This is a genomic window from Streptomyces sp. NPDC048254 (assembly GCF_043201895.1).
Classification (GTDB): Bacteria; Actinomycetota; Actinomycetes; order Streptomycetales; family Streptomycetaceae; genus Streptomyces.
Genome location: NZ_JBICZJ010000003.1, coordinates 516,984 through 542,695, shown reverse-complemented (window position 1 = coordinate 542,695; position 25,712 = coordinate 516,984). Strand labels below are relative to the sequence as shown.

Sequence of the window (25,712 nt, the reverse complement as noted above, 5' to 3'; positions counted from 1 at the left end):
AATTCAGGAGGCAAGTTCCACTGTGTCGGAGCAACCGTCGGAAAACCTTCGGAAATTCTTGATTGGGCCTTCAACCGGGTGGTCAGCTGCAGGTAGATCAGTTGGGCATGGACGTGGAGATTGTCAATGCGCTCCTACCTGCGCGCGTGCCGGGTGAAGGACAGTCAGATAGGTGTCTGGCTCATGGCATACCAGCGGGTCAAGACGAGAGAGCGCGAGGAGGCTCTGGCCAAGCGACAGGCCGAGGAAGAGGAAGACAAGCGATGGATGGATTGAAAGGGCCGCATCCAGGCGGAACAGGCCATGACTGCTCTGGGCCTTGATCCGGTGGAACCCTTCCCGGGCTCCGCCTTGGCACCATGGACAGTACGGTGCAGACAGTGCGGTGCTGTTCTTCGGGTCCGCCTGTCTGCTGTCCTTCGAGGGCATGGCGGGTGCCGGATCTGTCGGTCCCATCGTTCAGCTCCCCCGGTGCCACTCCTTATTCACGGGAGATAGGCCAGGGCACAAGATGATGCCCTCCCCTCAGTCCGCACTGAGGGAGGACCCGGACGGCGGCGGGCAGAGGCCCTGCCGCCGCCATCTCCGCTTCCGGGGTCGCTCAGCGGGGCGGCCTCCAGCGGGTAAACACGCACTGGTCGGGGCCAGCCTGGATTCCGAAGGGCAGGTCGATCCGTTCGAGCAGGAATCCCTCATCGGGGGGCGTGCATGGTGTGTCCGCAACCCTTGGCTTGTCATTTATCCCCTCGTGCGGTGCGGTTGGCGGATTCAAGGCGTGGGCTTCATGACATGCCCCAGTGCGGCGAGGCCGATTCCTATGGTGAGGAGCGAGGACGAGTGAACGTTCCAGCTGACCAGCATCAGTAGGGCCCCTGCCCCCCAGAGTCTCGGTTGCCGCACTCGTTGCTGGAGCCAGTGGCCCGGCATGCGGCCGAGAAGCAGAGCGTGTACTTCGAGAACGGCCCACATGATGGCCAGGATGAACAACGTCGAGGCCAGCACACCAATGATGAACAAGCCATCCCCCTGATCCTGCTCTGGCGCGTCATGCGACGCTGCAATTCAATCTCAAAGGGGACGTTCGCACCTCGCCGGCACCGCCCCGAGCACCGGGGACGCGTCCGTGTCGTAACGGCTCGGCTTCTGGTGGATCGAAGGTGGGCCGAGCACCACTGCCCAACCACGCCACCACCTTGGATCAGTCGAGCACGATGCGGATGTTCCTGACGTCGTAGGCTTCGTAGAACCCAATGAGATTCACCGACTCGCCCTTGCTGAGGCGGTGACCCTCGTAGTCGTAGTAGAAGTCGTGGCCCTTCCAGTCGCCGGTCACCTGGATCCCGTGGACGGCGCTTCCCGAGCACGTTCGCGTGATGGTGCCATTCAGGCTGTAGCCGTACCAACCGGTGCCGTCGCTCCAGTAAGTGTAGTCACCAGTGAACCTGGCGCAGCCGGTCGTGCGGCTGATAGGGGCGGCCTGTGCGACGCCCTGTCCCAGCATGGCGGCAGCAGCCGTCAGTGCACCGACCACCGTGGCTGCTCGCTTGATGTTGCCCCGCATGTCGTCTCCTTAGTACTTGCTTTCGATCCGGTGGGATGTTGGCCAGGTAGCCCGTCAAGCGCGCACGGGGTGTACTGCGGCAGGAGTCCTGTTCCTGTGGCCGGTTAGCCGCTTCCGCACCCCCCACGGAACGGCTCACACTCGGATCCCGCAGTCCCACCATCGGGTTCGAGTGTGGTTCACGCATTCGATTCGGTCCTGACCGAACTGTGCGGTGCCTGGACTGACTCACCATGGCGAGGGGGGAAAGCCGTGCTGCGGGTGTGTTTCACCACCGAGGATCTGCTGCACGTGACGTTCGCCGACGAGCCGGCACCCATGGTGGAGCTGACCCTCGCCATCGCGGCGCTGCAGCGGCCCGACCCGCTGTTCACCCTCTGGCGACAGCGGACGCTCCACGCCCTGCCGCGCTCCGCCAGACCGCTGTTGGAACTGGTGCCCGCCACGGCCAAGGGGCCGCTGTTCCTGGACCCGCTCAGCCAGGGATTCGACGACGGGCTCGACCAGGTCCTGTCGGCCTCCACGCCGTTCGTCCGCACTGAGCTGCACCGCGTCCACGCCGTCGGCCGCCGCCCACTCCCGTGGACCAGCCTGCTGGCCGACCGTGACCGGGAAGCGTGGCAGATCCTCGAACACGCCGTACGATCAGCACACGCAGGCGTCCTTGCCCGCTTGTGGGACCGCATCCGCGCCGGGTTCGACGCCGAACGCGCCTGGCGCGTCCAGCTCCTGGCCGCCCAGGGCATCCGCGCGACGCTGGCAGGCCTCACCCCCGCGGGACGCTGGCAGGGCACCACCCTCGAGTTTGACAGCACCGACAACGTCGAGATCACACTTGACGGCCGCGGGATCACCCTGCTGCCGTCCGTCTTCTGGACCGGTCGGCCCCTGGTCGGCAGATACGCTCAGTCAACGTTCCTGGTCTACCCGGCCGTAACTCCTCTGCCCCTCCTGAACGACCCAACCGCCAACGCCCTAGCCACGCTATTGGGAGGCACCCGCGCCGCCATCCTGGAACAGCTCACCCGACCACGTACCACCACCGACCTCGCCCGCCAACTCGACCTGGCAAAGTCCTCCGTGTCCGAACACACCAAAACCCTGCGCGCCGCCCACCTCATCACCGCCCACCGCGACGGCAAAACCGTCTGGCACTCCTGCACCCCACTGGGACTCGGACTTCTCACCGGCACTCCCAGCACCACAAAAAGCTGACTGCCTCAACGCAAAGTAGGCCTGGGTTCAGACACAGGCTGTCAGGAGGAGTGCAGCGAACCCCGCGGGCATCGGCGAGGCGGTTCGCCGAGACGTAGCAGGACTTGGTCGTCGTGATGGACGACATCGTCGAAGTCCGGGTACGCGCGGGAGGTGGTGAGCCAGTAGCCCTCGGGGCGCTGCCAGGCTTCCATCGGTTCGACGGAGTAGGGACGCCGCTTGTACAGGGCAGTGAGGAGGTCGCGGGGGTACGTTGTCGCCACGGCCCCAACAGTAGTTCGACCTGGCGGCCGTACTGCCCGTCCGACGCGGCGGCACTGCGCGCCCGGCAGCTGCTTCTGCTGATGACGGCTCAGAGCTGGTCGGGCGGGGTGTCCTGCAAGTACCAGCCGTGAGTGGCCATGCGCTCCTTCGTCCACTCCATCAGCAGGTGTGAGCCCTCCTTGACGCGACTCTCGTCATGACCGCCGTCGTTGGCGAACCACTGGACGAGAAGGCCGACCGCCGGGCGGTCCACGTCGCCGGTGTCGCACACCGGGCACAACTCCAGGTAAATCGGCCCCGTGTTCGTCGTTCTGCGGCGCCACCCCACTCATGATGAGGTCGCCTCGGCAGCGTGAACACTGTGGCAACCGGTCGGAGAACCTGAGCAGATCCATGGCCAGCCCCCTTGCTCTGGACGTGGCCCTCCACCCAAGACCCGCTGATCTACGCCGTCAACCCCTCCCGCAACGGTGGGGTGCCCGGCTACCGAATCTATCCACAGGGGAACGAACGGGTGTCTGTTTGAGGAATGATCGACGGCGACGACACGCAGCCGCGGGCCCCGCGCCGCAACAGGGTCCTGGACGCCCTCAAGCGGGCGGAGCGCAAGGTGTTCACCCGGCCCGCGCCGAAATCCGCAAAGGCCCAGGTAGAATTCCTCTACACGCGCGCCAAGAAGTCAACGAAGGCCCTGGCCGAACAACTGGGCGTCTCGCCTCGCACCGTGCAGCGCTACCGCGCCGGACAGCAGACGAAGCCTCAGGAAGCTGCGGGCGGCCCTGGTGGAGGAGACCGAATCCTAGTGGAAACCGCAGGTCAGGACGCAGGCGCGGGAGCGAGCGGCGACCTCCAGTGGCATGATGGTGGAGGTGACGGCCTACTTCGGATTCACCTGCTCGGGCAGCTCGGACGACGGCCGTGAGCGCACGGTCACTACGCCGATCTCGCCCACCTACGCCGCGCATATCCTCCAGCTCCAGGAGGCCGGTGCGACGGAGGAAGAACTGCATCCGATCGTCGCGGAGGCCATCACCGAGTCGTATTTCACGGAGTGGGGCACCAGGGCTTCGGCGTAGTTGGCGGGCGTCCGTGTCGTGATCACTTGAGCCCGAGCAGGGCGAGGGGGCGGTCCGCGTTGCGGGCGTTGTGTCGCAGCGCCGCGGCGATGCTGGTCGCGCCGGCCAGCCGTAGGGCGCCGATGGCGAGGTTGCGCCAGGTGGCCATCGCCCGGGGCGCGTTGCCGGTTCGTAGCTGTGAGGCGTCTTCGGCGAACGTGGTGTCTCTGACGTGGTGCAGGGCTTCGATCTGCCAGTGATCACGGATCAGGGTCGCCAGCTGGGCGGGGATGGCTTGCTCAGCGGTGAGGCTGCCGCCTACTCCGACCTGCTGTTTTCCTCGGGGATGCGCTTGTCGGAAGGCGGTTCGCTGCTGACTTTCGAGGTGCCGGCTCTGGAGGAGAGCGTGAAGCGCTTCTTCGATGGGCGGCTGGCGAAGGCGGCCACGAAGAGCCGGCGCGAGCGGACGTTCTACGTCGCGGTTGAGGATCTGCGGTCGGTCGCCGCCTATGAGCGGTCGGTCCTGCACTTGTGGGACGAGAACGGGCAGTCGGTCCAGCGGCCTCTGTCGTCGCTGGACGTCGAGGACCGTCAACGCCTGTTCGTCGAGGGGGACGGTGGCCTGGAGCCGTTGTGGCTCTGGTTGTCGCAGGACGGGCGCCCACTTCAGCCGCATTCGTGGGAGGCGGTTTACCGGGCGGCGTCCGAGCGCTGCCGCAAGGTGCTGGAGGGCAGGGTTGCCCAGCCGCCCTACTTCACACCCCATATGGCCAGGCATTCCTTCGCGTTGAAGATGCTGGTCGCGCTGATGCACGCGCTGGACAAACGGTTCGGACTCACGCCGGAGGAGCGGCGGGACTTCCGCCTGCTCTACGGGGATGCCTGGCGGATGGTCAAGGACCTCCTCGATCACGCGAGCGAGGAGACCACCCGCAAGATCTACGTCGCTCCCGTCTCGGATCTGCAGATCAGGTCCCTGCTGCTGGACGAGGCCGACCCGGGCACCAACGAGCTGCTGGGCCGGATCGCGAAGATGTCGGAGCGCGTCCTGGACAGCGAGGCACTGGTATGAGTACGTGAGGACGACGCGCTGTGTTGCCCGGGGACGGAGGGCACCGGCGCAAGCCGCCGCTGGAACCAGGTGACCTGCTGGTCTGGCACGTGACCGAGGACGGGGCGAACAAAGCCAGCTACGACTTCGGCCGGCTGACGGTCGGCCCGCGGCTGCAGCGCGAACTGGCGGAGGCGTTCGCCGTTCAGTGCGGGCCCACCGGCACCTGGAAGACGCTGCCCTCCAGCCGGGAGTCCTGGCTGATCTTTCTCTACTTCAGCCGCTTCCTCGCTGAGCAGGAGCACGTCCCGCAGTCTCTGGGTGAGTTGGCCCCGGACATCTGGGCGGCCTGGCGGCTGAGCCGCACGCCGAACTCCACGGGCAGCCGGCAGGTCCGCAAGGTCGCCCGGCTGCTGAAGCAGCATCCGCTGGTGCCCGAGGAGACCCGGAAACTGATGAACAAGCGGATGCCGAAGGAGAAGGCGCCGAAGGAGACCGCCTACAGCGACGCCGAGTTCGCCCGCATCACGCTGCTCGCCACTCAGCGGTTCCGACCTGCTCTGCATCGCATCCGTGCCAACCGGCAGCACCTCCTCGACTGGCGGGCGGGCCGGTTCGATATGGGTACAGACGGCTGGCTCGTCGGTGAGGCACTGGACCAGCTGATCCGCACCGGCGAGACGCCGTTCCTCATCCGCCCAGATGGCCGCCACCGCCCCGACCCGCGTTACGCCGAAGCCCTGGGCGGCAATCGAGCCGAAGATACATGGATGCGGCTGTTCCTGACCACCGATGAGGGTTGCGCACTGATGATCCTGATCATCGCGGCCTACGGGTGGAACGCGACACCGGTCGTCGAGATGAAGGTGCCCGATGCGAGTCCCGACGCGGGCAACGAGGGGCAGATCATCTACCGGGTCGAATTGGAGAAGCGGCGCCGCCGCCCGGCGGACCGCTATGAGACGAGGAACCTGGCCGACTGGGGAGCGAACTCTCCCGGACGGCTGATCACGCACGCGATCGAGTCCACCGCCCCGGCACGGGAGATGCTCAAGAACGTGGGGGCACCCACCGCCGGCTGATTCGTCTGGCGGCTCGCGCAGCGGCGGGCCGCCTACGGCGAGGGGACGTCCAGCCTGTTCGACGGCCACTTCCACGCCAACGTCTGGCGCAACTGGCGCCAGGAGCTGGGCGGCGAGGTCTCGTTGAACCTGCGGCGCCTGCGCAAGACCGTGGTGATCGCACATCAGCGGCAACCCACGCAGCACAGTCAGGACACCCACGACGGTGCTATGTCCTGGTGGACCCTCGCACGCACGCGGCGGCCCAACCGGTGATCACCGACGGGGTCGAGGAGGCCATCGCGTCGGCCCGGTCTTCCTTCAAGGCCCAGATCAGCCGGGCGGACACGAACGTAGACAAGGACACCCCGACCACCAGCTGCAGCGACTACACCCACAGCCCGTTCGCGGAACAGGGGGTGCCTTGCCGAGCGTCGTTCCTGCTCTGCACGGCCTGCCCGAACGCCGTGATCACCCCGCGTCACCTGCCGCGGCTGGCCTATCTGCTGCACGTGCTGGAGGAGCTGAGGGCGGTGCTTTCGCCGGAGGTGTGGGCCCAGGACTGGCGCGAGCCCTTTGCGCGGCTGCGGGACCTGCGCAAGGCCCCCCACTTCACCGACACCGAATGGAACGACGCCCTAGAAAACGCAAGTGCCCACGACCGAAGGGTCATTGACCAGCTGCTGAAGAAGGGTTTCGACGCATGACCCTGGCCTTGAACCCCCGCTTCGCGGCCCCGGCGACCGACGCCTTCGTGTTCGATCCCGACCAGGCGGTTGAGAGCCGCCGCGACTTCGTGCCCCGCTACGGCGACGACGGCTGGTCGTTGCTTGCGCTGACCCAGAACCCCTCGCAGACGGATGACATTATCCGCTGGCGATGGTTCCCCGAGGTCTTCAGGGAGCCGTTCCGTTACGCGTCCTGGACTTTGATCAACTACCCGCTGCCCGACAGGGACGTTGCCCTGCGCGGCGTCGCCATGCGCTCCAGGCTCAGCGTCGGGCGGATCACGAGGACGGTCAGCGACTGGGCGATGTTCGCCCAGTGGCTCGACGATCGCGGGATCAAGCGGCTCTCGCTGGTGACGGCCGGGGACTTGTCGGACTACAGCCACCATCTCGACAAGGTGCGAAGGCTGGTGCGCAACACGGCCACCAGTCATCTGATCGCGCTCTCCCGTCTGCACTACTACGGACGGTTGTATCTGCCCGACACCGACCGGCTCGTCGCGCCGCCCTGGGTCGCGGAAGGCATGGACGACTACCTGCCGGCGGCCTCGCCGCTGGGCGAGAACGTCACCGAGCCGATCGCCCCGGCGACAATGGGGCCGTTGCTGGTCTGGGCCCTGCGGTTCGTCGAGGAGTACGCCGCCGACATCCTGGCCGCCTTCGAGGAACACCGACGGCTGGTCGAGATCGCGGAAGGGCTGAAGGGCCCATTCAGGAAGGGATCGGGCCTGCGGCTGGTCACCTACCTCGAACAGTTGGAGGCCGAGGGCAGGCCCGTCCCGGCGCTGGTCAGAGACACGAAGATCTCGACGCCCGGGGTGTTTCTGGCCGGCCTCACGGGCACTCCGATCGTCAAGGTCCACCAGGTCATGAACTATCCGCGCTGGAAGGCATACAAGGTCCAAAATCCCGGCCGGTGACTGCTGGATACCCCCATCACCGCGAAGCTGGGCGGGGAGCCCTGGCACGGTCCGCTCGACTTCCACGACGTCCCCGGGATTCTGAGACATCTGGGCACCGCCTGTTTCATCGTCCTGGGCTACCTCACGGGGATGCGGACCGGGGAGATCCTGGCGCTGGAGCACGGGTCCTGCCCCGATCCGCAGGGGCCGCGGGAGGCGGCCCGGCGGCACCTCAGATTCCACAAACCGTCAGTCGCGCAAGCAGAAGGATGGCGCGGCGCACTCCATAGCCAGCCAGGTTGTCTCCGTCCACGACGGCAGCAGTTCGTCGTTCCTGGCCAACAGCTGGTATTCGACAAGTGACCTAGCCGTGACCTAGCCGTCTGCCTGCACGTGGACGCCTCGACTCTGCGCCGCTGGCGCACCGCTCGGCCGCCGCAGGGCCCGCCGTTCGTCTCCGTTTCGGAGCGCGTCGTCATGTACAGCGCGCTCGACGTCGAGGAATGGCTGCGCAGCCGCCGGATCGTCCCGGGCCGGGAAGCCTGATGGCCGAGAAGATCATTGTTCCGGTCGGTGTCCGGCTCTCCACCGACATCGAATATCGGCCCGATCGCCCCCATCCCTACCGAGCGCGTGTCCGCTGGTTCGATCCCGCTACGAAGCGGCGCCTGTCCCTGTCGGAGGGAAAGACGGACGAGGACGAGGCGCAGGAGTGGCTCCAGGACATCATCGAAGCCGCACAGGCCGGGCTGTCCCCTCGCTCGCCACCATGTAACTCGCCGAATACGGCGACGCGAACATGGATCTCGCCCTGCGCGGGCTGGAGCTGAAGACCCTCGACCCGTATCTCGCGGGATGGCGGATGCGCGTGGTCCCCGCCCTGGGCCACCTCGCCGTACGGATGATCACCAACGGCGTCGTCCCCCGCAGCGTACAGAACTGGATCGTCGACGAGCACAGCCGCTCCACGGTCAAGAACACCATCGCTGTCCTGGTCCGCGTCATGGAGCAGGCGGTCCGCGACGGCATCGTCAAAGTCAATCCCGCCCGGGTCAGCGGCTGGCAGAAGCTCTACAAGCAGGCCGAGGACGAACTCCGCGACCCACGAGCCCTCGCCCTGCCCGACTGGAACACCCTCGTCCAGCTGGCCGACGCACTCGTGGCCGCCTCCTCCAACCAGTACCGAGGCTGGGGCGACGTCGTCCTCTTCGCCGCGAGCACCGCCGCCCGGACCGGCGAAGTCTCCGGGTGCCGCGTCGGAGACATCGACACCAGCCAGTGGATCTGGACGGTACGACGCCAGACCACACCCGCGCCCGGAGGACTGACAGACAAGGGCACCAAGGGCAAGCGCGCTCGTAAAGTGCCCATCATCGAGGAGATCCGCCCGCTCGTGGCCCAGCGCATCCTCTCCGCCGGCCCCGCCCCCGACGCGCGTCTGTTCACCGGCCCACGCGGAGGACGCATCTCCACCGCGGTCCTGCACGACGCGACCCACTGGAACGAGGTCGTCACCCGCCTCGGCTACGAACACCTGCGCCGCCACGACCTCCGCCACACCGGACTAACCTGGCTCGCGGACGCCGGAGTCCCCATCCACGTCCTGCGCAGGATCGCCGGCCACGGCTCACTGATCACCACCCAGCGCTACCTGCACCCGGACATCCACAAGATCACAGCCGCCGGTACGGCACTCTCCGCACACCTCAACGTGCTACGCGCCCCACGCACGCTTCCCGCAACAACTGTCCTCACCCGATAGCACCGGTCAAGAACCGCTGGTCCCCAACAATTAGTGAGGGGCGGCTTCGGATTCGTCCGAAACCACCCCTCACCTGCGACTGTCTCCAGTCGGGACGACAGGATTTGAACCTGCGACCCCTTGACCCCCAGTCAAGTGCGCTACCAAGCTGCGCCACGTCCCGGTGCCGTCTGACCTGGGATTTCCCCGGTCGAAACGCGCAAGGAAACAATACCGCACTCGGACCCGTGGTCGCGCACGGCTTTTGTCCGGGCGGAGTGACGGCTGGATCCGAGGGCCGCGGCGGTACGGCCGGTGCGGCGGGTCTCAGTCCGGCCCCGGCAGCCCCACCTCCGGGTAGGAGTCCAGGAGTCGGGGCGGGGCCGCCTGTCTCCAGGAGTCGGCGAGGATGTCGCGCAGCTCGGCCTCGTCCTCCAGGGCGGCGAGCCGCACCCGGACCCAGGCGAACTGGGCCTCGTGATCGGCGATCCAGAACTTGTCCGGCTCGGCGAGCACCAGCTCGTCGCGCTCCTCCTTGGGACAGCGCACGGCGATGGAGGTCTCGTTCTCGGGCAGCGTGGCGAACATCTTCCCGGCGACCCGGAACGTGGGCATGCTCCAGGCGATCTTCTCGCTGGTGTCCGGCAGGGACAGCGCGACACGGCGTACGTCTTCGGCTTCCGGCATGCCTGGAACCGTAGCGCCTGCCACTGACAGTCAGCTGGTCAGAGCACCGACGTGCTTGTAGTAGAGGGTCGTCGGCCGCAGCACCCCGCCGGGGTCGGCCGCGTAGTCCGGGATGACTCCGGCGCGGGTCCAGCCGGCCGACCGGTAGAGGTGCTCGGCCGGGCTGTCCGTCTCGGTGTCGAGGTGGAGCAGGGTGATGCCGGCGGCGGTCGCCGCCTCTTCGGCGACGGTCAGCAGCCGTCTCCCGATGCCCTGGCCGCGGGCCTCGCGGTGGACCATCAGCTTCACCAACTCGGCGCGATGCCGGCTGTTCGGCTTGTCGGGGAAGGGGAAGGCCAGGCTGACCGTGCCGACGACCCGGTCACCGTCGTCCAGCGCCGCCCAGACGGCGAGCCTGCCGACGGCCACGGCGTCGAACCGCCCCTGCCACCAGGCGACGGCCCGCTCCCGCTCGCAGGGCGCGAGGAAGCCGATGGACGCCCCGCCGTTCACGGTGTCGGCCAGCAGCTCGGCCAACTCCCCCACCCGCTCGGTCAGTTGATCCGCCCCGAGGCGCAGTGCCCTCATGGCCGCACCACCGCCAGCACATACCGCGTCTCCCCCGGCCCGGCGCACCGGAACCGCGTCGGCCCCCACACCCGCAGCCGCAGACAGTCCCCGGTGTCCAGGAGATGCTCGACCTCCTGCGCGGTCACCGCGAGCCTCCCGTCGAGCACCCAGAGGTGCTGTTCCAGGCCTGGTACCGGCGGACGGTCGTAGGCGATGTCCGCGCCCGCCGCCAGCCGGCCCTCGACTAGTTCGGCGCGCAGGCCGCCGTGCGGCGGCGAGACGGACCGCCGTACGAAACCGGCGGCACGGTCCTCCCAGACCTGCTGTTCGGCCGCGCGCAGCACCGGCGCGGGTGCCGCCTCGACCTCGCTGAGCAGCTGGGACATGGTCCGCCCATAGACGTTGCATAGCCGGTTGAGGAGGGCGGCCGTGGGGCTGGTCTCGGCGCGTTCGGCCCGCGACAGGGTGGACTTGCTCACTCCGCTGTGCTCGGCCAACTCGCCCAGGGACCAGCCGCGTTCGCCCCGCAGTTCGGCGAGGCGGCGACCGAGGCGAGCGTCGACGGGGTCGGGGGCGACCGTCTCGTCTCGGCTTGTGGTTTCCGGCTCATCCCGTTTCACATCCGGGACGATATCCCTGATACGAAACGTCAGTGTTAAGGACGGCTCACGGCCGTGCCGCCTCGCCGAGCGCCTCCAGCACCGGGCGGATCAGCGGATGACCCTCGGCTCCGCGCCGCACGGCCGCGAAGACACGGCGGGTCGGGGCGATGCCGTCGACCGGGCGTACGACGACGCCGGTCAGGTCCATTCCGCGCAGGGCCGAGCGGGGGACGAGGGCCACGCCCGCGTCGGCCGAGGCCAGGGCCACCACGGCCCGGAAGTCGTCGGAAGAGTGTTCGAGGCGGGGCTGGAAGCCGGCGCTCTCGCAGGCCAGGACGACCACGTCGTGGCAGGGGTTGCCGGGGTACGGGCCGATCCACGGATCCTTGGCCAGTTCGGCGAGGGGCACCTCGTCGGCCCCGGCCAGGCGGTGGTGGAGCGGGACGACCGCGTCGAAGGGCTCGGCGTACAGGGAGACGTGGGTGAGCCGGGGGTCGTCGGCGGACGGGGCTCCCCGGTACTCGACGGCGACCGCGACATCGACCTGCCGGTCCAGGACCATCGGCAGGCTGGCGTCGCCCTCGGCGTCCTGGACGCGGATGCGTATGCCGGGGGCGGTGCGGGCGAGATGGGCCACGGCCGGGGCGACCACCTGGGCGATGCCGGTGGCGAAGGCGGCCACGGTGACCGTGCCGGCCTCGCCCGAGCCGTACGCGGCCAGTTCGGCCTCGGCCCGCTCCAGCTGGGCGAGGACCGCGTTGGTGTGGCCGAGGAGGATCTCACCGGCCGGGGTGAGCCGTACGCCCTTGGCGCTGCGCTCGACCAGTCGGTGGCCGGTCTCCTGCTCCAGGGCCGCCAGCTGCTGCGAGACGGCCGAGGGGGTCAGATACAGCGCGGCGGCAGCCGCCGTCACCGTGCGGTGGTCGGCCACCGCACGGAGGATGTGGAGCCGCCGCGCCTCGATCATGGCTCGATTATTGCAATATGTCCGGGGTGCTCGGACCGCTCAGGCCGCCAGTTCCGCCCGGGCCGCCACGAAGGCGTCCACCGCGCGGTTGACGTCGTCCGTCGAGTGGGCCGCGGACAGCTGCACCCGGATCCGGGCCTGCCCCTGCGGCACCACCGGGTACGAGAAGCCGATCACGTACACGCCCCGCTCCAGCAGCAGCTCGGCCATCCGGCCGGCCCGCGACGCGTCGCCGATCATCACGGGGGCGATGGCGTGGTCGCCGGCGAGGATGTCGAAGCCCTCCTCGGTCATCCGGCCGCGGAACAGCGCGGTGTTCTCGGCGAGCCGGACCCGCAGGTCGGCCGCGGACTCCAGCAGGTCGAGGACCTTCAGCGAGGCCGCCGCGATCACCGGGGCGAGGGTGTTGGAGAAGAGGTACGGGCGGGAGCGCTGGCGGAGCAGGGCGACGATCTCGGCGCGGGCCGCGACATAGCCGCCGGAGGCGCCGCCGAGGGCCTTGCCGAGGGTACCGGTGATGATGTCGACGCGGTCCATCACGCCGTGCAGCTCGGGGGTGCCGCGGCCGGACGGGCCGACGAAGCCGACGGCGTGCGAGTCGTCGACCATGACCATCGCGTCGTAGCGGTCGGCGAGGTCGCAGATCTCGCGCAGCGGCGCCACGTAGCCGTCCATGGAGAAGACGCCGTCGGTGACGACCAGCCTGCGTCGCGCGCCCTGCGCCTCCTTCAACTGGCTTTCCAGGTCGGCCAGATCGCGGTTGGCGTAGCGGAAGCGGCGGGCCTTGGAGAGGCGGATGCCGTCGATGATCGAGGCGTGGTTGAGGGCGTCGGAGATCACCGCGTCCTCCGGGCCGAGGAGGGTCTCGAAGACACCGCCGTTGGCGTCGAAGCAGGAGGAGTAGAGGATCGTGTCCTCCTGGCCGAGGAAGCCGGCGAGGCGCGCCTCGAGCTCCTTGTGGACCTCCTGGGTTCCGCAGATGAAGCGGACGGAGGCCATGCCGTAGCCCCAGCGGTCCAGGGCCTCGTGGGCGGCGGTGATCACCTCGGGGTGGTCGGCGAGGCCGAGGTAGTTGTTGGCACAGAAGTTGAGCACCTCGCCGGGGCGGCCGCCCGCGGTCACGCCGACGGTCGCGGACTGCGGGGTGCCGATGACCCGCTCGGGCTTGTGCAGACCGGCGGCGCGGATCTCGTCGAGGGTGGCGCGCAGGTCGTCGCGCACGGAGTCGAACATCATCAGTCCTTGGTTGGCTTGTCGTCAGCGGGTCGGTCAGAGGGTCCAGTCGAGGATGACCTTGCCGCCACGGCCGCTCGCGGCGTCGGCGAAGGCCGCCTCGAAGTCGCGGTACCCGTAGCGGCCGGTGATCACGGGGGCGAGGTCGAGTCCGCCCTCCAGGAGGACGGACATCGCGTACCAGGTCTCGAACATCTCACGGCCGTAGATCCCCTTGATGGTGATCATCGAGGTGACGATCCGGGCCCAGTCGACGGGGAACTCCTGGGCGGCCAGGCCGAGCATGGCGATACGGCCGCCGTGCGTCATGTTGGCGATCATGTCCTGCAACGCCTCGGGGCGGCCGGACATCTCCAGGCCGATGTCGAAGCCCTCGCGCAGCCCCAGCTCCCGCTGTCCGTCGGCGATCCGGGCCTGCGACACGTTCAGGGCGAGGCTCACGCCGATCTTGCGGGCGAGGTCGAGGCGTTCCTCGCTGACGTCGGTGATCACGACGTTGCGGGCGCCCGCGTGCCGGGCCACGGCGGCGGCCATGAGACCGATCGGCCCTGCCCCGGTGATCAGGACGTCCTCGCCGACGAGCGGGAAGGAGAGCGCGGTGTGCACGGCGTTGCCGAACGGGTCGAAGATCGCGGCCACGTCGAGGTCGACGGGGACGCGGTGCACCCAGACGTTGCCGGCGGGCAGCGCGACGTACTCGGCGAACGCGCCGTCGCGGCCGACGCCGAGGCCGACCGTGGCACGGCACAGATGGCGCCGTCCGGCCAGGCAGTTGCGGCACTTGCCGCAGACGAGATGCCCCTCACCGCTGACCCGGTCGCCGGCCTTGATGTCCACGACGTCGCGGCCGGTCCCGACGACCTCGCCGACGAACTCGTGCCCCACCACCAGGGGCGTGCTGATCGCCTGCTGGGCCCAGCCGTCCCAGGCCCGGATGTGCAGATCGGTTCCGCAGATACCGGTCCGCAGCACCTTGATCAGTACATCACCGGGTCCGACCGCGGGCTCCGGCACGTCCGCGAGCCACAGCCCGGGCTCCGCCTTCTGCTTGACCAGCGCCTTCAACGCTACGGCTCCTGTGCGTGAGGCCCCGGCCACGGGCACGCCGAAGCGTCCCGCGGCCGGGGAGGGGGGTGGAATCGCACAGCAATCTGCCGTACCCGGGCGCCTCGGGTCCATCGAGGATTTCTTAACCGCCGCCACAGCTCCGCTTCACGCCCTTACGACGCTCGGCGCCGGCGCCGAGCAGGTCGGGCGAAGCAGGAGAGTGAGGAAGCGGCCGGCCAGGACGGCCCCGCAGCCGGACGACGGCACGTCATGGCGCTTGCGGCGCGGCGCTCAGTCGAGGCGGGAGACCTGGTAGTGGCTGATGTACCAGTCGTCCCCCGCGCGGGTCACGAGGACCGAGAGCTTCACGTCCAGCGGCGGCCGGTCCGTGAAGGAGAACTCGACGGCCAGGTAGCCGAGGACGACGCCCGCGGCGGGCCACCGGGTCTCCAGGACGCGGTAGGCCGCCTTCATGCCGAGGGGCTGGGAGTCGTAGTAAGCGGCGACGCCCTGCCGTCCGACGCTGTAGGGGTGCAGTCCCTGGAAAATGGCGTCCTCGGTGAACTGGGCGGCGACGCGATCGGGTTGGTGTGCGTCGACGGCCGCCTTCCACCGGTCGAGGACTGCGCTCAGGATCGCCGTATCCTCCGTCATGCGGGTCATGTCCGCTCCTTGGTCTTCTTGGCCGGTGACTTGCCGAGCCGTCAGTGTCCGGCGCTCATACCGCCGTCGACGTGCAGGATCTCGCCGGTGACGAACGGCGCGGTCTCCAGGAAGAGCACCGCGTTGACGATGTCACTCACTTCACCCATCCGGCCGACCGGGTGCAGGGCGGCGAGGTACTCGTGGGTCTCGTCCGGGTGCATGGGGGTCTTGATGGTGCCGGGCGACACCGCGTTGACCCGGATGCCGCGGGTGGCGTACTCGATCGCCAGGGACTTGGTCGCGGACTGCAGACCGCCCTTGGTGAGTGAAGCCAGGACGGACGGGACGCGGGCGTCCGCGTTGTCGACCAGGCTGGTGGTGACGCTCACGATGTGTCCGCCGCCCTGGGCGAGCAGATGCGGCAGGGCCCGCTGGGTGAGGTGGAAGAAACCGTCCATGTTGATGCCGGTCACGGCGGCGTAGTCGGCGGCCGTGTAGTCGGTGAAGGGCTTCGCGACGAAGACGCCCGCATTGTTGACGACGGTGTCGATACGCCCGAAGCGCTCGACGGCCGCGGCGACGACCCGCTCGGCGGTCGCCGGGTCCGCGATGTCGCCCTGCACGGTCAGGACGTCGGCGTCGTCGACGGGGGCGATGGTGCGCGAGGTGGCGACGACCGCGTGGCCGAGCTTGCGGTAGCCCTCGACGAGGGCGGCGCCGATGCCCTGCGAGGCGCCGGTGACGATCGCGACCTTCTGGTTCTCTGCGTTCATGGTGACCTTCTCCGTAGTGGCTGACCGGAACTAGCCGACCGGTCGACTATTTGGAAGGTAGGTCGGGTCGATCGGAAGGCGCCAGGATCAGTTTCCTTCCGACTGGGAGTCGCTGCCTCTCAGCGCAGCTCAGCCCGGGAGCGCGTACGGGTCGTCGGCGGGCAGCCAGGCGTCCTCGGCGTGGATGCCGAGGTCGCCGACGCCGTCGCACAGGGCGTCGACGGCGGCCAGGACTCCGGCGCGATCCTCGCTCTCACGCCGGACCAGGGACCAGGTCCAGTACACCTTCGGCGCGACGATCTCCCGGCGGACCAGGTCGGGCGGGAGCGAAACGGTCTGCCCCTTGGGCGAGTTGAGGACCGGACGGGTGCAGCGGCGGACGTGGTCGAAGAAGGCGGGGCCGGTGATGGCGCCGTCGGAGATGCGCACGGCACGGGCACCGACGGCCTGCGTCAGCTCCTCGGCGTACACGTTCCAGGAGGCCCAGGAGGTGATGTCGTCGTCGATGAGGACGTCGGTGTCCCGGGCCGCCAGATCGCTGGTGTCGGTGCCCTTCGCGACGGCGTACAGCCGGTCGGCGCCGAGCAGCCGGGCCCGCAGCCCGAGCCGTTTGAGGTCCTCGGTGCGCACCCAGCAGACGGCGAGGTCCAGACTGCCGTCGGCGACCCGGGCGGCCTGGGTGTGGGAGGGGGCGACCCAGGCATCCACGTGCACCCGGGCCACCGCGGCCGTCCTCAAGGTCAGGTCCGGGGGAAGCCAGTTGACGTAACCGAGCCGCACCGACTGCGAACCCGACAGCCGACCGGCCCGGAGCTTGAGGTCGTCGGCCCGCTCCAGCAGGGCCCGGGTGTGCGGCAGCAGGTCGGCGCCGGCCGGGGTGAGCGAGACCGAGCGGCGGTCCCGGTCGAACAGCCGGACGCCCAGGTCCCGTTCGAGTGCCTTGATCTGCTGGGAGAGCGAGGGGCCCGCGATGAGCAGCCGCTCGGCGGCCCGGCCGAAGTTCAGTTCCTCGGCCACCGCGACGAAGTAACGCAGCTGACGCAGTTCCACGCGCGCCATGCTACGCGCGCTGGAAGGCAGCGCCTCCCAGCAGCGAGACAACCGGTCGTGGCATCGGCGCTCGTGACGGGAGCACGATGAACTTCACCGAGAGTGGAGGGAGCACGTCGTGCGAGAGTTCCTGGTCGAGATCACCACCACCGTTCCCGAGGGCACGGGCCAGGAGGAGGTCGACCGGCGGCGGGCCGCGGAGGCCGTCCGTGCGGGGGAACTGGCCGCGACCGGCCAGCTGGCCCGACTGTGGCGCCCGGTGGGCGAGTTGCGCAGCATCGGCGTCTGGTGCGCCGCCGACGAGGAGGAACTCCACGAGAAGGTGCTCGGCACCCTGCCGCTGCGCCCGTGGATGACGGTGACCGTCACCCCGCTGGAGTCCCACCCCAACGATCCGGGCCGGTCCGACGGCACCCGATGACCACCGCATCTCCCTGGACCCATGTCGTCAGGGCGGGCGCCGCGCTCGCCGCGGGTATGGGCGTCGGCCGGTTCGTCTACACCCCGATCCTCCCCCTGATGCAGGCCCGGGCGGGCCTGTCCGCCGGTGCCGGGGCGAACCTGGCCACCGCCAACTACGTCGGCTATCTGGTCGGCGCGCTCGCCGGCACGCTGGCCCCCGCGCTGGTCCGGTCCCGCACCGTGCTGCGCGGCTCCCTGCTCCTGCTGACCGCCACGCTCGCCGCGATGCCCCTCACCCACAGCACGGCGGTGTGGGGCGTGCTGCGGCTGCTGGCCGGGGCGGCGAGCGCCCTGGTCTTCGTCGTCGCCGTCGCCTCCCTGCTGCACCATCTGCGGGAACACCCGGGGCACCTGCCCGGCTGGGCCTTCGGCGGCGTGGGCGCCGGAATCGCACTGTCCGGTCTGCTGGTGCTGGCCCTGCGGTCCGTCGCCGACTGGCGGGCCGCCTGGTGGGCCGCCGCCGCGCTCGCCGGGGTGCTGGCCGCGGCCTCGTGGAATCTGCGGCCCGAGGACGCGCCGACCGCCGCGGTGCCCGGGAGCCGGGTGACGGCCCGGACCCGCCGCTGGTTCGGCGCCCTGTTCGTCAGCTACTTCCTGGAGGGCGTCGGCTATATCGTCGCCGGTACCTTCCTGGTCGCTGCGATCGGCCAGGGCTCCCCCGGCTGGGTGGGCAGCGGCGCCTGGGTGCTGGTGGGGCTGGCCGCCGTACCGTCCTCGGCGCTGTGGGCCCGGCTGGGGCGCCGGTGGTCCCGCCCCGGCCTGCTGCTCACCGCGCTCACGGTCCAGGCGGTCGGTATCGCCCTGCCCGCGGTCACCGGGAGTACGGCCGCCGCCCTCGGCTCGGCAGTGCTGTTCGGCGCCACGTTCCTGGGCGTCAGCACCCTGGCCCTGGCCACGGGGGCGCATCTGCGCTTCCCGCGCTCCGTCGCCCTCCTGACCGCCGGATACTCCGTCGGCCAGATCCTGGGCCCGCTGGTCGTCGCCCCGCTGCTGCGCCACGGCTACCACCAGGCCCTGCTCCTGGCCGCCGCGCTGGTCCTCGCCGCGGCCGCGGCCGCGGCCGTGCTGCGGATCGGCTTCCCGCACCACATGGGCGGGGCCCACACAGCGCCGGTACGACAACGACGCCAGCGGGCCGGGGCCACACACGCCTAGTGCACGCCTAGTGCGTGTACGGAAGGAGCCGCCCGGCGGCGTCGGCGTCACACCCGACGGCCACGGGCTCGGGCGCTCGCGAGACGGCCGACCGTCGGCATTCGACTCGTAGGACTACGAAGCCCGGCACGCGGTCGGGTGCGGTATCAATGGCCTCAAGAAGCGCCGCGCCACGGCCATCCGGTACGACAAGCTTGCGCGGTCCGCCAGGAGGCGACCGTCCTCGTCGTGACCCTCAACGAGTGGCTATGCCCGGCCACGTCACGACGGCGCTGTGTAACAGCGGATGGCCACCTTCTGGTGCGGGCTCCACTGCTGCTCGACGGTAGCCATCAACTCCCACCCCAGCCGCTCGTACAGGGCTGCCGCGGCAGTGTCGGATGTGACGACGTCGAGCACCGGATGCAGGCCATGACGCCGCGCTTCCTCCACTGCCCGGCCGATCAACAGTGCACCGAACCGATGCCCCCTCGCCTGCGGGGAAACGAACAGTCTGCTGACCACGGCGGTCATACCCCGCGTCGCCCCGTTCCGCTCGCTCCACAACGTCGGAGCCAGATCGCCTTCGCCGACGTGCGACAGACTGACGTGCCCGACGAGGCGGCCTTCGTGTTCGGCAACCCAGGAGCCCAGGAGGGAACCGCGTGACAGCCACTCGCCGGGCCGATCGGGCCAGTTCACCGGATAGCCATCGCGCGCATGAACCTCGGCGAGGACCCGCACGCAGTCCTCGACATCGCCATCAGTCCTCTGCCGGACGCAGTGGCTCCGACTCTCAGCAGGCACCCCGGAGCTCTCGATGTTCACTCCGGAATGGAAACACAGGCCACAGAGCCATCACCAACTACTTTCGATACACGCCCTGGAAGGCGCGCACCGCAGCATGACCACCACCCAACCGTGTCCGTCAAAGCGGAACAAGCTCATCAGTGCGGGATGAAGCGTTACTCCCTTATGTCGGTCGGGTAGCCCGAGGGAGTCGCGGCCTCGGGCTACCCGACCGTTGCGTTTTCGCTTCCCCGGTCCCGGTCTGTCGCGGGGAGGGCGTTGTCGATGAGGACGGCGGCGATGGCGGCGGCGGCGGGGAAGGACTCGGCGTTGAGGACTCGGGTGCGGGCCGAGGCGCCATCAAGGAGCAGCGCCAGTTGTTCGCCGAGCTCTTCGGGGTTGGTGGCGCCGGCTTCGCGGGCCGTTTCGGCGAGCCGCGCGGCGACGGCGAGCTTGTAGTCGCGTGCGTATTGGGACGCGGGGTGTTGGGGGTCGTGGATTTCGACGGTCGCCGCGATGTAGGGGCACAGGGGCGTGAGCTCCTCTGGGCCGGATGTCGGGACCTCGAAGGCGGCGAGGAGTCGTTCGCGGGGCGTGAGGTCGGTGCGGTCGAACACTCCGGCCATGACGTCGGGATCGAACCGGCGCAGGTATTCGGCGACCAGGTCGTCCTTGCCGTTGAAGTGCTGGTAGGCCGTGCGCTTCGAGACCTGGGCCACTGCGCAGAGTTGGTCCATGCCGGTGCGGTTGATGCCCTGAGCGCGGAACAGTTGCTGTGACGCGCTGAGGATGCGCTCGCGCGCACCCCTGCCGCGGCGCCGGCCTTGGGGGCCCTTCTCCAGCTTCGTCATTCCTCCATCGTAGCCCGGTGCGGTACCAATCGGTGTACATAGCTTGCGTTCCTGCTTGGTCGTCGCCTACGTTAAGTACACAGCTCGGTGTACAAAGGAGTGATCGTGGGAAAGCTCGATGGCAAGGTTGCGGTGATCACGGGCGGGTCGACCGGCATGGCGCTGGCCGGCGCGAAGCTGTTCGCCGAGGAAGGGGCTCATGTCTTCATCACGGGCCGGCGGCAGGAGGCGCTGGACGACGCCGTCAAGGTGATCGGCCGGAACGTGACCGCCGTGCAGGGTGATGCGGCCGACCTGGACGACCTGGACCGTTTGTACGAGACGGTCAGGCGGGACAAGGGCTCGATCGACGTGCTGTGGGCGAGTGCCGGTATGGGTGAGCAGGCCAAGCTCGGCGAGATCACCGAGGAGCAGTTCCATCGCGCGTTCTGGCTGAACGCGCGCGGCACGCTGTTCACGGTGCAAAAGGCGCTGCCGCTGCTCAACGACGGTGGCTCGATCTTCATGACCGGGTCGAACGCTTCGCTCAGGGGTTTCCCCGGGTGGAGTGTGTATGCGGGGAGCAAGGCCGTGCAGCAGGCCTGGGCCCGTGTGTGGCTGAACGAACTGAGGGACAGGCGGATCCGGGTGAACGTGCTGACCCCCGGCCAGGTCGCCACGGCCAAGCAGGAGGAGTTGTTCGACGAGGAGACGAAGCGGCAGTTCGAATCCCTGATCCCGCGGGGCACGATGGGCCGCCCCGAGGAGATCGCGACGGTCGCACTGTTCCTCGCCTCGGACGACTCAAGCTATGTGAACGGGCTGGAGCTGACCACCGACGGCGGCACCACAGTGATCTGAACGGACACACCGGGTGACCATGTGGTGGCGCCCGCCTTGGAAGAGGTCACCGAGGGGCAGGTTCACGCATCCCGACCTACCCCCAGCTCCTCCCCCGGGTCCTTCGCCAGCGCCGAGCCCTGCGGCTCACCAGTTGGGTGACTCGACGCAAACGAACACAGCGAAAGTTCGAGAACAAGGAAGAGAGCACACCTCATGAGCGGCATCAGCATCATCGGCACTGGGAACATGGCCCGTACCATCGGCGCGCTGGCGGTGGCGGGCGGCAACACCGTCGAGGTCATGGGCCGCGATCAGTCCAAGTCCGCTGACCTGGCCAAGGCTCTCGGCGGCGGCGCCACGACGGGAGAGTGGGGCGCCGTCCCGGCCGGGGACATCGTCATCGTGGCCCTGTTGTTCGACGGTGTCGTTCCGGCCGTCGCCCACTACGGAGACGCCCTCGCGGGCAAGGTCATCGTCGACATCAGCAACCCCTTCAATTCCACGTCCGACGGTCTGGCCCACCGCGAGGTCACCTCGATCGCGCAGGAAGTCGCCAAGGTGGCCCCAGCCGGTGCCAGCGTGGTGAAGGGATTCAACACCGTCTTCCGCCATGTCCTGGAGAACGGCCGGCCCGACGTATTCATCGCCGGCGACAATGCGCAGGCCAAGGCGGGCGTGGAGGCGTTCATCAAGAGCCTCGGGATGCGCCCGATGGACGCCGGTGGCCTGGAAATGGCGCACTGGCTGGAAGGAGCGGGCGTGCTCACGATGGGCCTCGCCCGCCACGGGGTGGGGGGCTGGGACTTCTCCCTCGGCGTCACGGAACTTCCCGCCTGAGCTGCACCGGCACGTCGGGGTCGGCGATGCGCTGGAGGGTGACCTCGAAGAACGCCCGTACCGCCCGCAGCGGCTCCCCGGACGCACCGCAGGAGAGCGCCTGGTCGTACCTGTCTCCGTACCGGACGGCGTAACGGTCCAGGCAGCGCAGATACAGGGAATTGTCAGACAGGCCCTAGGTCAGCCCTAGGTCAGCCCTAGGTCGCCGTCATGCCGAGCAGGGCCCGGCAGTTCTGCCACATCGGGCTCAGCCGCTGGGTGTTGTTGTACAGCTTGGCGAACATCACCTGGCCCTCCAACTGGGCCACCACCGCCCGCGCCGCCTCCCCTGTGTCGGTCACAGCGACCTCGCCGCGCTCGCGGGCCTCGGCGATGACCGACTCCACCATGCCGACCTGCGCGTCGAAGATCTCCTGCAACCGCCCGCGGACCACCTCGGTCTGGTTGCTCAGCTCCAGAGTGAGGTTCCCGAACAGACAGCCCGCCACCGTGCCGCAGCCCTGCTGGACGGTGCGCTGACCGGCCTCCGTCTCCTCGAACAGCCGCCGCAACCGCTGGAGCGGCTCCGCCTCGCCGGTCAGGGTCTGCGTCCACTCGCGCTTCTGGGCCACCCAGTGCTCGTCGACGACCGCGAGCGCGAGGGCCTCCTTGGACTCGAAGAAGTAGTAGAAACTGCCCTTCGGCACCCCGGCCGCCTTGCAGATCTCGGCCACCCCGAGCGCCGAGTACCCGCGCCCCTCGATCAGCGAGCGGGCGGCGTCGAGGATCTTCCGCTTGGCGTCACTGGTACGTCCCATACCACCAGCCTACGTACGTACTAGACCGGTCGGCTAGTGGCGGAACCGTTCCCCTCGTCACAGCAGCGGGAGCCCGTCCGCCTCACGTCGCTCGATGCGGGCCACCAGCTCCGCCGCCGACGACTTGATGGTCTCCAGACCGGCCCGGCCCCAGGGCCGCGGCTCCACGTCGACCACACACACCGTGCCGAGCACCGTCCCCGTGCTGTCGATGAGCGGGGCGCCCAGATAGGAACGGACGCCGAACTCGTCGACGACCGGGTTGCCCGCGAACCTCGGGTAGTCGCCGACGTCCTCCAGGACCAACGCCTTCCGCCGGACCACCACATGGGGGCAGAACCCATGGTCGCGGGCCAGCTCACGGCCCAGCACCGGCGTGGTCCCGTCGGGCTTCACCACCGGTGGCGGCACGGCCGGCAGGTGCAGGCCCGCGAAGAACTGCCGGCTCTCGCCGATGAAGTTGACCATGGCGTACGGCGTCCCGGCGACCTCGGCGAGCCGGTCCGCGTAGGCGTCCAGCTCGGGGTCGGGGCGTTCGCCGAGGCCCAGCTGGCCGAGGCGCCGGGTACGTACGGGCACCTCCTTGTCCTCCGGCGTGAGCAGCAGACGACCGGCCGGGCGCGACGGGTCGTACCTCATGGGCGGGCTCCGTCGCTGTGGACTTGGGTCATATATGGGCTCCGTGAGGGGTGTATGGGGTTCACATGTGGGCGCCGTGGCTCGGCGCGGAGACCGGAGCATGGGCGATGAGATGGCGGACGAGGGTGAGCAGGGTCTGGACACCGGAGCTGGAGATACGGGCGTCGCAGCGGACGACCGGGACCTCCGGGTCGAGGTCGATGGCGGCGCGCACCTCCTCGGGGTCGTAGCGGAAGGAGCCGTCGAACTCGTTGATGGCGACGATGAAGCCGAGGCCGCGCTCCTCGAAGAAGTCGACGGCCGCGAAGCAGTCCTCCAGACGGCGGGTGTCGGCGAGGATGACCGCGCCGAGCGCGCCCTCGGACAGCTCGTCCCACATGAACCAGAACCGCTCCTGCCCGGGCGTTCCGAACAGGTAGAGCACGTGTTCGGGGTCCAGGGTGATGCGGCCGAAGTCCATGGCCACGGTCGTCTCGACCTTGTTCTCGATGCCGTCGAGATTGTCGGTCGCGGCGCTCACCGTGGTAAGGAGCTCCTCCGTGGACAGCGGCGCGATCTCGCTGACCGCGCCCACGAAGGTGGTCTTGCCAGCCCCGAACCCACCGGCCACCAGAATTTTCAGCGCGGTGGGGAAGGGGTCACAGCTGTCGTCGTAGTCCATCGAGCACTGCCTCCAGAAGAGACCGGTCAGTGGGGTTGTGGTGGAACACGGGGGGCTTGGCAGTCAGCGCCCCGCAGTCGACGAGGTCGGAGAGCAGCACCTTGGTGACCACGGCGGGCAGTTTGAGGTGCGCTGCGATCTCGGCGACCGAGACGGGTGCGCGACACAGGTCGAGGGCCTGCGCGTGCTCGGGGCCGAGGTAGCCGAGAGGGGTGGCCCCGGTGGCCATCACCTGCGACATCAGGTCGAAGGCGATGCTGGGCTCGGTGCGGCCGTTGCTGACCGTGAAGGGCCGCACCAGGCGTCCGGCCGCATCGTCCAGCCATGGCCCGTCGCCGGCTGCCGCCACCCTCAAGGCCTCATCGCCGTGGGTTCGACGGCATGCTGCCGGGGCGCGGTGACGAGGTACGGGCGGACGCTCTTGACCAGCATCGCCATCTCGTAGCCGAGGACGGCGGCGTCGGCCTCGCGGCCGGCCAGCACGGCGAGGCAGGTGCCGGAGCCGGCGGTGGTGACGAACAGCAGCGTCGAGTCGAGTTCGACGACGACCTGACGGACGTCCCCGCCATCGCCGAAGCGGACGCCCGCGCTGCGGCCGAGTGAATACAGGCCGGAGGCGAGCGCCGCCATGTGGTCGGCGCTGTCCGGGTCGAGGCCGTGGACGGACTTCACCAGTCCGTCGCAGGACAGGAGCACCGCGCTGGTGGTGTGGGGTACACGCTGGACGAGGCCGCTCATCAGCCAGTCGAGGTCGGATACCTGGGCGGTCGGCGCATCGCTCGCCATGGTGGATCGACTCCTTGGGGTACGAAGGTCTGCGGGAGCGGTGGGGGTGGGGGTGGGGGTGGAAACGGTGCGGGTCATCCGGCCGGTGCGCTCCCGTCGGGCCGGGCGGTGAATTCGGAGGTGTGCACCGGGCGCAGGGCCGGGGAGTGCGACTGGGGCCGGGACGCGGCGGTCTGCGGGTCGACCGGGGCCCCTTGTGCCCGGCCCATGTGAGCCGGAGCCGTGTGGTCCGAGGCCGTGTGTGCCGGAGCCGTGTGGTCCGAGGCCGTGTGTGCCGGAGCCGTGTGCACCGGGCCCATGTGGTCGGAGACCAGGTGGGCCGGGCCCAGCTGGTCCGAAGCCATACGGTCCGAGGTCAGGCCGTCCGCGGTCACGTGGTCCGGGCCCATGTGGTCCGAAGCCATACGGTCCGAAGTCAGGCCGTCCGAGACCAGGTGGTCCAGCGTCCTGGGGTTCGACGCCATGGGATCCGACCTCATGGGATCCGACGTCATCCGATCGAGGACCGACTGGTCCGGGGTTGTGTACTCCGAGGTTGTGTACTCCGAGGCCATGTGCCCGGCCTCCCCGTGTGCCGCCTCCCGGTGTGCCGGCTCGATATGGGCGGCGCCCATAGGTGTGGCCTCCAAGTGCGTGACGTCCATGTGCATGGCGTCCCTATGCGCGGCGTCCGCATGAGTGGCGTGGGATGCGCTGCTCGCCGCGTCCCCGGCCCCCTCGCCGGACCTCGTCAAGCCGGATCCGTCGTCGACGCCCATGTCGGCCACGCCCATACCGGCGACGCCCATGTCGGCAAGGCCCAC

At 69.2% G+C, this 25,712-nt stretch carries 33 protein-coding genes, 1 tRNA gene and 2 pseudogenes; 14 read left to right on the top strand and 22 right to left on the bottom strand.

The genetic code is table 11. The annotated features are described in order from the left end of the window. Positions 1 to 126 precede the first annotated feature (126 nt). Positions 127 to 276 (top strand): hypothetical protein, encoded by a 150-nt coding sequence (locus tag ACGFZQ_RS12185; protein ID WP_393840255.1) that lies wholly within the window; start codon positions 127 to 129, stop codon positions 274 to 276. Between the two features lie 922 nt (positions 277 to 1,198). Here the strand turns inward: ACGFZQ_RS12185 and ACGFZQ_RS12180 are convergent. Continuing rightward, positions 1,199 to 1,561, bottom strand: coding sequence for a hypothetical protein (locus ACGFZQ_RS12180; RefSeq protein WP_393840254.1), 363 nt, complete (start codon positions 1,559 to 1,561; stop codon positions 1,199 to 1,201). Between the two features lie 252 nt (positions 1,562 to 1,813). Here ACGFZQ_RS12180 and ACGFZQ_RS12175 point away from each other — a divergent pair, with 252 nt between their 5' ends. After that, positions 1,814 to 2,776 carry an ArsR family transcriptional regulator gene (locus tag ACGFZQ_RS12175; RefSeq protein ID WP_393840253.1) on the top strand — a complete coding sequence of 321 codons (963 nt, stop codon included), beginning with the start codon at positions 1,814 to 1,816 and terminating at the stop codon, positions 2,774 to 2,776. Between the two features lie 41 nt (positions 2,777 to 2,817). Here ACGFZQ_RS12175 and ACGFZQ_RS12170 read toward each other — a convergent pair whose 3' ends face one another. After that, positions 2,818 to 3,039, bottom strand: a complete 222-nt coding sequence (locus ACGFZQ_RS12170) for a hypothetical protein (RefSeq protein ID WP_393840252.1) — start codon at positions 3,037 to 3,039, stop codon at positions 2,818 to 2,820. An 89-nt stretch (positions 3,040 to 3,128) separates the two neighbouring features. Then, positions 3,129 to 3,372, bottom strand: a pseudogene (locus ACGFZQ_RS12165) (DUF6300 family protein). A 528-nt stretch (positions 3,373 to 3,900) separates the two neighbouring features. On the opposite strand from ACGFZQ_RS12165, the gene ACGFZQ_RS12160 reads away from it, so the two are divergent. Continuing rightward, a complete protein-coding gene (locus ACGFZQ_RS12160) occupies positions 3,901 to 4,116 on the top strand; it encodes a hypothetical protein (RefSeq protein ID WP_393840251.1) in 216 nt (71 codons plus the stop codon). Positions 4,117 to 4,138: 22 nt separating this feature from the next. Here the strand turns inward: ACGFZQ_RS12160 and ACGFZQ_RS12155 are convergent, their stop codons facing one another. After that, positions 4,139 to 4,264, bottom strand: coding sequence for a hypothetical protein (locus tag ACGFZQ_RS12155; RefSeq protein ID WP_393840250.1), 126 nt, complete (start codon positions 4,262 to 4,264; stop codon positions 4,139 to 4,141). Positions 4,265 to 4,327: 63 nt separating this feature from the next. On the opposite strand from ACGFZQ_RS12155, the gene ACGFZQ_RS12150 reads away from it, so the two are divergent. The 7 genes from ACGFZQ_RS12150 to ACGFZQ_RS12120 all read left to right on the top strand — a co-directional run bounded on the left by ACGFZQ_RS12150 (position 4,328) and on the right by ACGFZQ_RS12120 (position 9,599). Further along, complete coding sequence (locus ACGFZQ_RS12150; protein ID WP_393840249.1) at positions 4,328 to 5,167, top strand: hypothetical protein; 840 nt, start codon at positions 4,328 to 4,330, stop codon at positions 5,165 to 5,167. Between the two features lie 23 nt (positions 5,168 to 5,190). Beyond that, positions 5,191 to 6,228 carry a hypothetical protein gene (locus ACGFZQ_RS12145; RefSeq protein WP_393840248.1) on the top strand — a complete coding sequence of 346 codons (1,038 nt, stop codon included), beginning with the start codon at positions 5,191 to 5,193 and terminating at the stop codon, positions 6,226 to 6,228. Between the two features lie 218 nt (positions 6,229 to 6,446). Continuing rightward, positions 6,447 to 6,914 carry a hypothetical protein gene (locus ACGFZQ_RS12140; protein ID WP_393840247.1) on the top strand — a complete coding sequence of 156 codons (468 nt, stop codon included), beginning with the start codon at positions 6,447 to 6,449 and terminating at the stop codon, positions 6,912 to 6,914. Then, positions 6,911 to 7,855, top strand: a complete 945-nt coding sequence (locus ACGFZQ_RS12135) for a hypothetical protein (RefSeq protein ID WP_393840246.1) — start codon at positions 6,911 to 6,913, stop codon at positions 7,853 to 7,855. The genes ACGFZQ_RS12140 and ACGFZQ_RS12135 overlap by 4 nt, the downstream gene beginning before the upstream one ends. 375 nt (positions 7,856 to 8,230) lie before the next feature. After that, positions 8,231 to 8,383: a hypothetical protein gene (locus tag ACGFZQ_RS12130; RefSeq protein WP_393840245.1), complete on the top strand. Its 153-nt coding sequence runs from the start codon at positions 8,231 to 8,233 to the stop codon at positions 8,381 to 8,383. Continuing rightward, on the top strand, positions 8,383 to 8,667 hold the full coding sequence (locus tag ACGFZQ_RS12125; protein WP_393840244.1) for a hypothetical protein: 285 nt from the start codon (positions 8,383 to 8,385) through the stop codon (positions 8,665 to 8,667). Before ACGFZQ_RS12130 ends, ACGFZQ_RS12125 begins: the two co-directional genes overlap by 1 nt. Then, positions 8,637 to 9,599: a tyrosine-type recombinase/integrase gene (locus ACGFZQ_RS12120; RefSeq protein ID WP_393840243.1), complete on the top strand. Its 963-nt coding sequence runs from the start codon at positions 8,637 to 8,639 to the stop codon at positions 9,597 to 9,599. Before ACGFZQ_RS12125 ends, ACGFZQ_RS12120 begins: the two co-directional genes overlap by 31 nt. Before the next feature lie 89 nt (positions 9,600 to 9,688). Here ACGFZQ_RS12120 and ACGFZQ_RS12115 read toward each other — a convergent pair. From ACGFZQ_RS12115 to ACGFZQ_RS12070, 10 genes are all read right to left on the bottom strand, one after another. Beyond that, a tRNA-Pro gene (locus ACGFZQ_RS12115) sits at positions 9,689 to 9,762 on the bottom strand. Positions 9,763 to 9,905: 143 nt separating this feature from the next. Continuing rightward, entirely contained in the window at positions 9,906 to 10,265 is a 360-nt protein-coding gene (locus ACGFZQ_RS12110; RefSeq protein WP_351705658.1) for an MmcQ/YjbR family DNA-binding protein, read from the bottom strand. Positions 10,266 to 10,295: 30 nt separating this feature from the next. Continuing rightward, entirely contained in the window at positions 10,296 to 10,832 is a 537-nt protein-coding gene (locus tag ACGFZQ_RS12105) for a GNAT family N-acetyltransferase (RefSeq protein ID WP_393840242.1), read from the bottom strand. Next, the gene (locus tag ACGFZQ_RS12100; RefSeq protein ID WP_393840241.1) at positions 10,829 to 11,434 is read right to left on the bottom strand and encodes a helix-turn-helix domain-containing protein; all 606 of its coding nucleotides are present in this window, start codon (positions 11,432 to 11,434) and stop codon (positions 10,829 to 10,831) included. The genes ACGFZQ_RS12105 and ACGFZQ_RS12100 overlap by 4 nt, the downstream gene beginning before the upstream one ends. A 46-nt stretch (positions 11,435 to 11,480) precedes the next feature. Further along, positions 11,481 to 12,383, bottom strand: coding sequence for a LysR family transcriptional regulator (locus ACGFZQ_RS12095; protein WP_351705652.1), 903 nt, complete (start codon positions 12,381 to 12,383; stop codon positions 11,481 to 11,483). Between the two features lie 39 nt (positions 12,384 to 12,422). After that, positions 12,423 to 13,616, bottom strand: a complete 1,194-nt coding sequence (locus ACGFZQ_RS12090) for a glycine C-acetyltransferase (RefSeq protein WP_393840240.1) — start codon at positions 13,614 to 13,616, stop codon at positions 12,423 to 12,425. Positions 13,617 to 13,652: 36 nt separating this feature from the next. Further along, positions 13,653 to 14,681 carry an L-threonine 3-dehydrogenase gene (gene tdh, locus ACGFZQ_RS12085; RefSeq protein WP_393840239.1) on the bottom strand — a complete coding sequence of 343 codons (1,029 nt, stop codon included), beginning with the start codon at positions 14,679 to 14,681 and terminating at the stop codon, positions 13,653 to 13,655. A gap of 273 nt (positions 14,682 to 14,954) precedes the next feature. Beyond that, positions 14,955 to 15,326 carry a YybH family protein gene (locus tag ACGFZQ_RS12080; RefSeq protein ID WP_393840238.1) on the bottom strand — a complete coding sequence of 124 codons (372 nt, stop codon included), beginning with the start codon at positions 15,324 to 15,326 and terminating at the stop codon, positions 14,955 to 14,957. Positions 15,327 to 15,367: 41 nt separating this feature from the next. Beyond that, positions 15,368 to 16,081 (bottom strand): SDR family NAD(P)-dependent oxidoreductase, encoded by a 714-nt coding sequence (locus ACGFZQ_RS12075; protein ID WP_393840237.1) that lies wholly within the window; start codon positions 16,079 to 16,081, stop codon positions 15,368 to 15,370. Between the two features lie 129 nt (positions 16,082 to 16,210). Then, a complete protein-coding gene (locus ACGFZQ_RS12070; RefSeq protein WP_393840236.1) occupies positions 16,211 to 17,140 on the bottom strand; it encodes a LysR family transcriptional regulator in 930 nt (309 codons plus the stop codon). A gap of 109 nt (positions 17,141 to 17,249) precedes the next feature. On the opposite strand from ACGFZQ_RS12070, the gene ACGFZQ_RS12065 reads away from it, so the two are divergent. Both ACGFZQ_RS12065 and ACGFZQ_RS12060 read left to right on the top strand, forming a co-directional pair. Further along, the gene (locus ACGFZQ_RS12065) at positions 17,250 to 17,552 is read left to right on the top strand and encodes a muconolactone Delta-isomerase family protein (RefSeq protein ID WP_393840235.1); all 303 of its coding nucleotides are present in this window, start codon (positions 17,250 to 17,252) and stop codon (positions 17,550 to 17,552) included. Beyond that, positions 17,549 to 18,748 carry a YbfB/YjiJ family MFS transporter gene (locus ACGFZQ_RS12060; RefSeq protein ID WP_393840234.1) on the top strand — a complete coding sequence of 400 codons (1,200 nt, stop codon included), beginning with the start codon at positions 17,549 to 17,551 and terminating at the stop codon, positions 18,746 to 18,748. The genes ACGFZQ_RS12065 and ACGFZQ_RS12060 overlap by 4 nt, the downstream gene beginning before the upstream one ends. Positions 18,749 to 19,009: 261 nt before the next feature. On the opposite strand, the gene ACGFZQ_RS12055 is transcribed toward ACGFZQ_RS12060, so the two are convergent. Both ACGFZQ_RS12055 and ACGFZQ_RS12050 read right to left on the bottom strand, forming a co-directional pair. Then, positions 19,010 to 19,471 (bottom strand): GNAT family N-acetyltransferase, encoded by a 462-nt coding sequence (locus ACGFZQ_RS12055; protein WP_393840379.1) that lies wholly within the window; start codon positions 19,469 to 19,471, stop codon positions 19,010 to 19,012. Positions 19,472 to 19,740: 269 nt separating this feature from the next. Then, on the bottom strand, positions 19,741 to 20,367 hold the full coding sequence (locus ACGFZQ_RS12050) for a TetR/AcrR family transcriptional regulator (protein WP_393840233.1): 627 nt from the start codon (positions 20,365 to 20,367) through the stop codon (positions 19,741 to 19,743). Positions 20,368 to 20,472: 105 nt separating this feature from the next. Here ACGFZQ_RS12050 and ACGFZQ_RS12045 point away from each other — a divergent pair, with 105 nt between their 5' ends. Next, positions 20,473 to 21,207: an SDR family NAD(P)-dependent oxidoreductase gene (locus ACGFZQ_RS12045; RefSeq protein WP_393840232.1), complete on the top strand. Its 735-nt coding sequence runs from the start codon at positions 20,473 to 20,475 to the stop codon at positions 21,205 to 21,207. Between the two features lie 195 nt (positions 21,208 to 21,402). Next, a complete protein-coding gene (locus ACGFZQ_RS12040; protein ID WP_393840231.1) occupies positions 21,403 to 22,026 on the top strand; it encodes an NADPH-dependent F420 reductase in 624 nt (207 codons plus the stop codon). Between the two features lie 7 nt (positions 22,027 to 22,033). Here ACGFZQ_RS12040 and ACGFZQ_RS12035 read toward each other — a convergent pair. The 6 genes and pseudogenes from ACGFZQ_RS12035 to ACGFZQ_RS12010 form a co-directional block, all read right to left on the bottom strand. Continuing rightward, positions 22,034 to 22,189 (bottom strand): annotated as a pseudogene (locus ACGFZQ_RS12035) (TetR/AcrR family transcriptional regulator); the annotation flags it as partial. Between the two features lie 34 nt (positions 22,190 to 22,223). After that, entirely contained in the window at positions 22,224 to 22,823 is a 600-nt protein-coding gene (locus ACGFZQ_RS12030) for a TetR/AcrR family transcriptional regulator (protein ID WP_393840230.1), read from the bottom strand. A 57-nt stretch (positions 22,824 to 22,880) separates the two neighbouring features. Beyond that, positions 22,881 to 23,462 (bottom strand): GAF domain-containing protein, encoded by a 582-nt coding sequence (locus tag ACGFZQ_RS12025; protein WP_393840229.1) that lies wholly within the window; start codon positions 23,460 to 23,462, stop codon positions 22,881 to 22,883. 61 nt (positions 23,463 to 23,523) lie between these two features. Continuing rightward, on the bottom strand, positions 23,524 to 24,123 hold the full coding sequence (locus ACGFZQ_RS12020; RefSeq protein WP_351743290.1) for an ATP/GTP-binding protein: 600 nt from the start codon (positions 24,121 to 24,123) through the stop codon (positions 23,524 to 23,526). Continuing rightward, entirely contained in the window at positions 24,101 to 24,472 is a 372-nt protein-coding gene (locus ACGFZQ_RS12015) for a DUF742 domain-containing protein (protein ID WP_351705625.1), read from the bottom strand. Before ACGFZQ_RS12015 ends, ACGFZQ_RS12020 begins: the two co-directional genes overlap by 23 nt. A gap of 2 nt (positions 24,473 to 24,474) precedes the next feature. Continuing rightward, positions 24,475 to 24,909 (bottom strand): roadblock/LC7 domain-containing protein, encoded by a 435-nt coding sequence (locus tag ACGFZQ_RS12010; protein ID WP_046728213.1) that lies wholly within the window; start codon positions 24,907 to 24,909, stop codon positions 24,475 to 24,477. Between the last annotated feature and the right edge of the window lie 803 nt (positions 24,910 to 25,712).

What these genes read in the sequence shown, in the direction of transcription:
- ACGFZQ_RS12185 (WP_393840255.1), top strand. Translation starts at nt 127, where the DNA reads ATGCGCTCCTACCTGCGCGCGTGCCGGGTGAAGGACAGTCAGATAGGT.
- ACGFZQ_RS12180 (WP_393840254.1), bottom strand. Translation starts at nt 1,561, where the DNA reads ATGCGGGGCAACATCAAGCGAGCAGCCACGGTGGTCGGTGCACTGACG.
- ACGFZQ_RS12160 (WP_393840251.1), top strand. Translation starts at nt 3,901, where the DNA reads ATGGTGGAGGTGACGGCCTACTTCGGATTCACCTGCTCGGGCAGCTCG.
- ACGFZQ_RS12155 (WP_393840250.1), bottom strand. Translation starts at nt 4,264, where the DNA reads ATGGCCACCTGGCGCAACCTCGCCATCGGCGCCCTACGGCTGGCCGGC.
- ACGFZQ_RS12135 (WP_393840246.1), top strand. Translation starts at nt 6,911, where the DNA reads ATGACCCTGGCCTTGAACCCCCGCTTCGCGGCCCCGGCGACCGACGCC.
- ACGFZQ_RS12125 (WP_393840244.1), top strand. Translation starts at nt 8,383, where the DNA reads ATGGCCGAGAAGATCATTGTTCCGGTCGGTGTCCGGCTCTCCACCGAC.
- ACGFZQ_RS12120 (WP_393840243.1), top strand. Translation starts at nt 8,637, where the DNA reads ATGGATCTCGCCCTGCGCGGGCTGGAGCTGAAGACCCTCGACCCGTAT.
- ACGFZQ_RS12110 (WP_351705658.1), bottom strand. Translation starts at nt 10,265, where the DNA reads ATGCCGGAAGCCGAAGACGTACGCCGTGTCGCGCTGTCCCTGCCGGAC.
- ACGFZQ_RS12105 (WP_393840242.1), bottom strand. Translation starts at nt 10,832, where the DNA reads ATGAGGGCACTGCGCCTCGGGGCGGATCAACTGACCGAGCGGGTGGGG.
- ACGFZQ_RS12095 (WP_351705652.1), bottom strand. Translation starts at nt 12,383, where the DNA reads ATGATCGAGGCGCGGCGGCTCCACATCCTCCGTGCGGTGGCCGACCAC.
- ACGFZQ_RS12090 (WP_393840240.1), bottom strand. Translation starts at nt 13,616, where the DNA reads ATGTTCGACTCCGTGCGCGACGACCTGCGCGCCACCCTCGACGAGATC.
- ACGFZQ_RS12080 (WP_393840238.1), bottom strand. Translation starts at nt 15,326, where the DNA reads ATGACCCGCATGACGGAGGATACGGCGATCCTGAGCGCAGTCCTCGAC.
- ACGFZQ_RS12075 (WP_393840237.1), bottom strand. Translation starts at nt 16,081, where the DNA reads ATGAACGCAGAGAACCAGAAGGTCGCGATCGTCACCGGCGCCTCGCAG.
- ACGFZQ_RS12070 (WP_393840236.1), bottom strand. Translation starts at nt 17,140, where the DNA reads ATGGCGCGCGTGGAACTGCGTCAGCTGCGTTACTTCGTCGCGGTGGCC.
- ACGFZQ_RS12060 (WP_393840234.1), top strand. Translation starts at nt 17,549, where the DNA reads ATGACCACCGCATCTCCCTGGACCCATGTCGTCAGGGCGGGCGCCGCG.
- ACGFZQ_RS12050 (WP_393840233.1), bottom strand. Translation starts at nt 20,367, where the DNA reads ATGACGAAGCTGGAGAAGGGCCCCCAAGGCCGGCGCCGCGGCAGGGGT.
- ACGFZQ_RS12040 (WP_393840231.1), top strand. Translation starts at nt 21,403, where the DNA reads ATGAGCGGCATCAGCATCATCGGCACTGGGAACATGGCCCGTACCATC.
- ACGFZQ_RS12030 (WP_393840230.1), bottom strand. Translation starts at nt 22,823, where the DNA reads ATGGGACGTACCAGTGACGCCAAGCGGAAGATCCTCGACGCCGCCCGC.
- ACGFZQ_RS12025 (WP_393840229.1), bottom strand. Translation starts at nt 23,462, where the DNA reads ATGAGGTACGACCCGTCGCGCCCGGCCGGTCGTCTGCTGCTCACGCCG.
- ACGFZQ_RS12020 (WP_351743290.1), bottom strand. Translation starts at nt 24,123, where the DNA reads ATGGACTACGACGACAGCTGTGACCCCTTCCCCACCGCGCTGAAAATT.
- ACGFZQ_RS12010 (WP_046728213.1), bottom strand. Translation starts at nt 24,909, where the DNA reads ATGGCGAGCGATGCGCCGACCGCCCAGGTATCCGACCTCGACTGGCTG.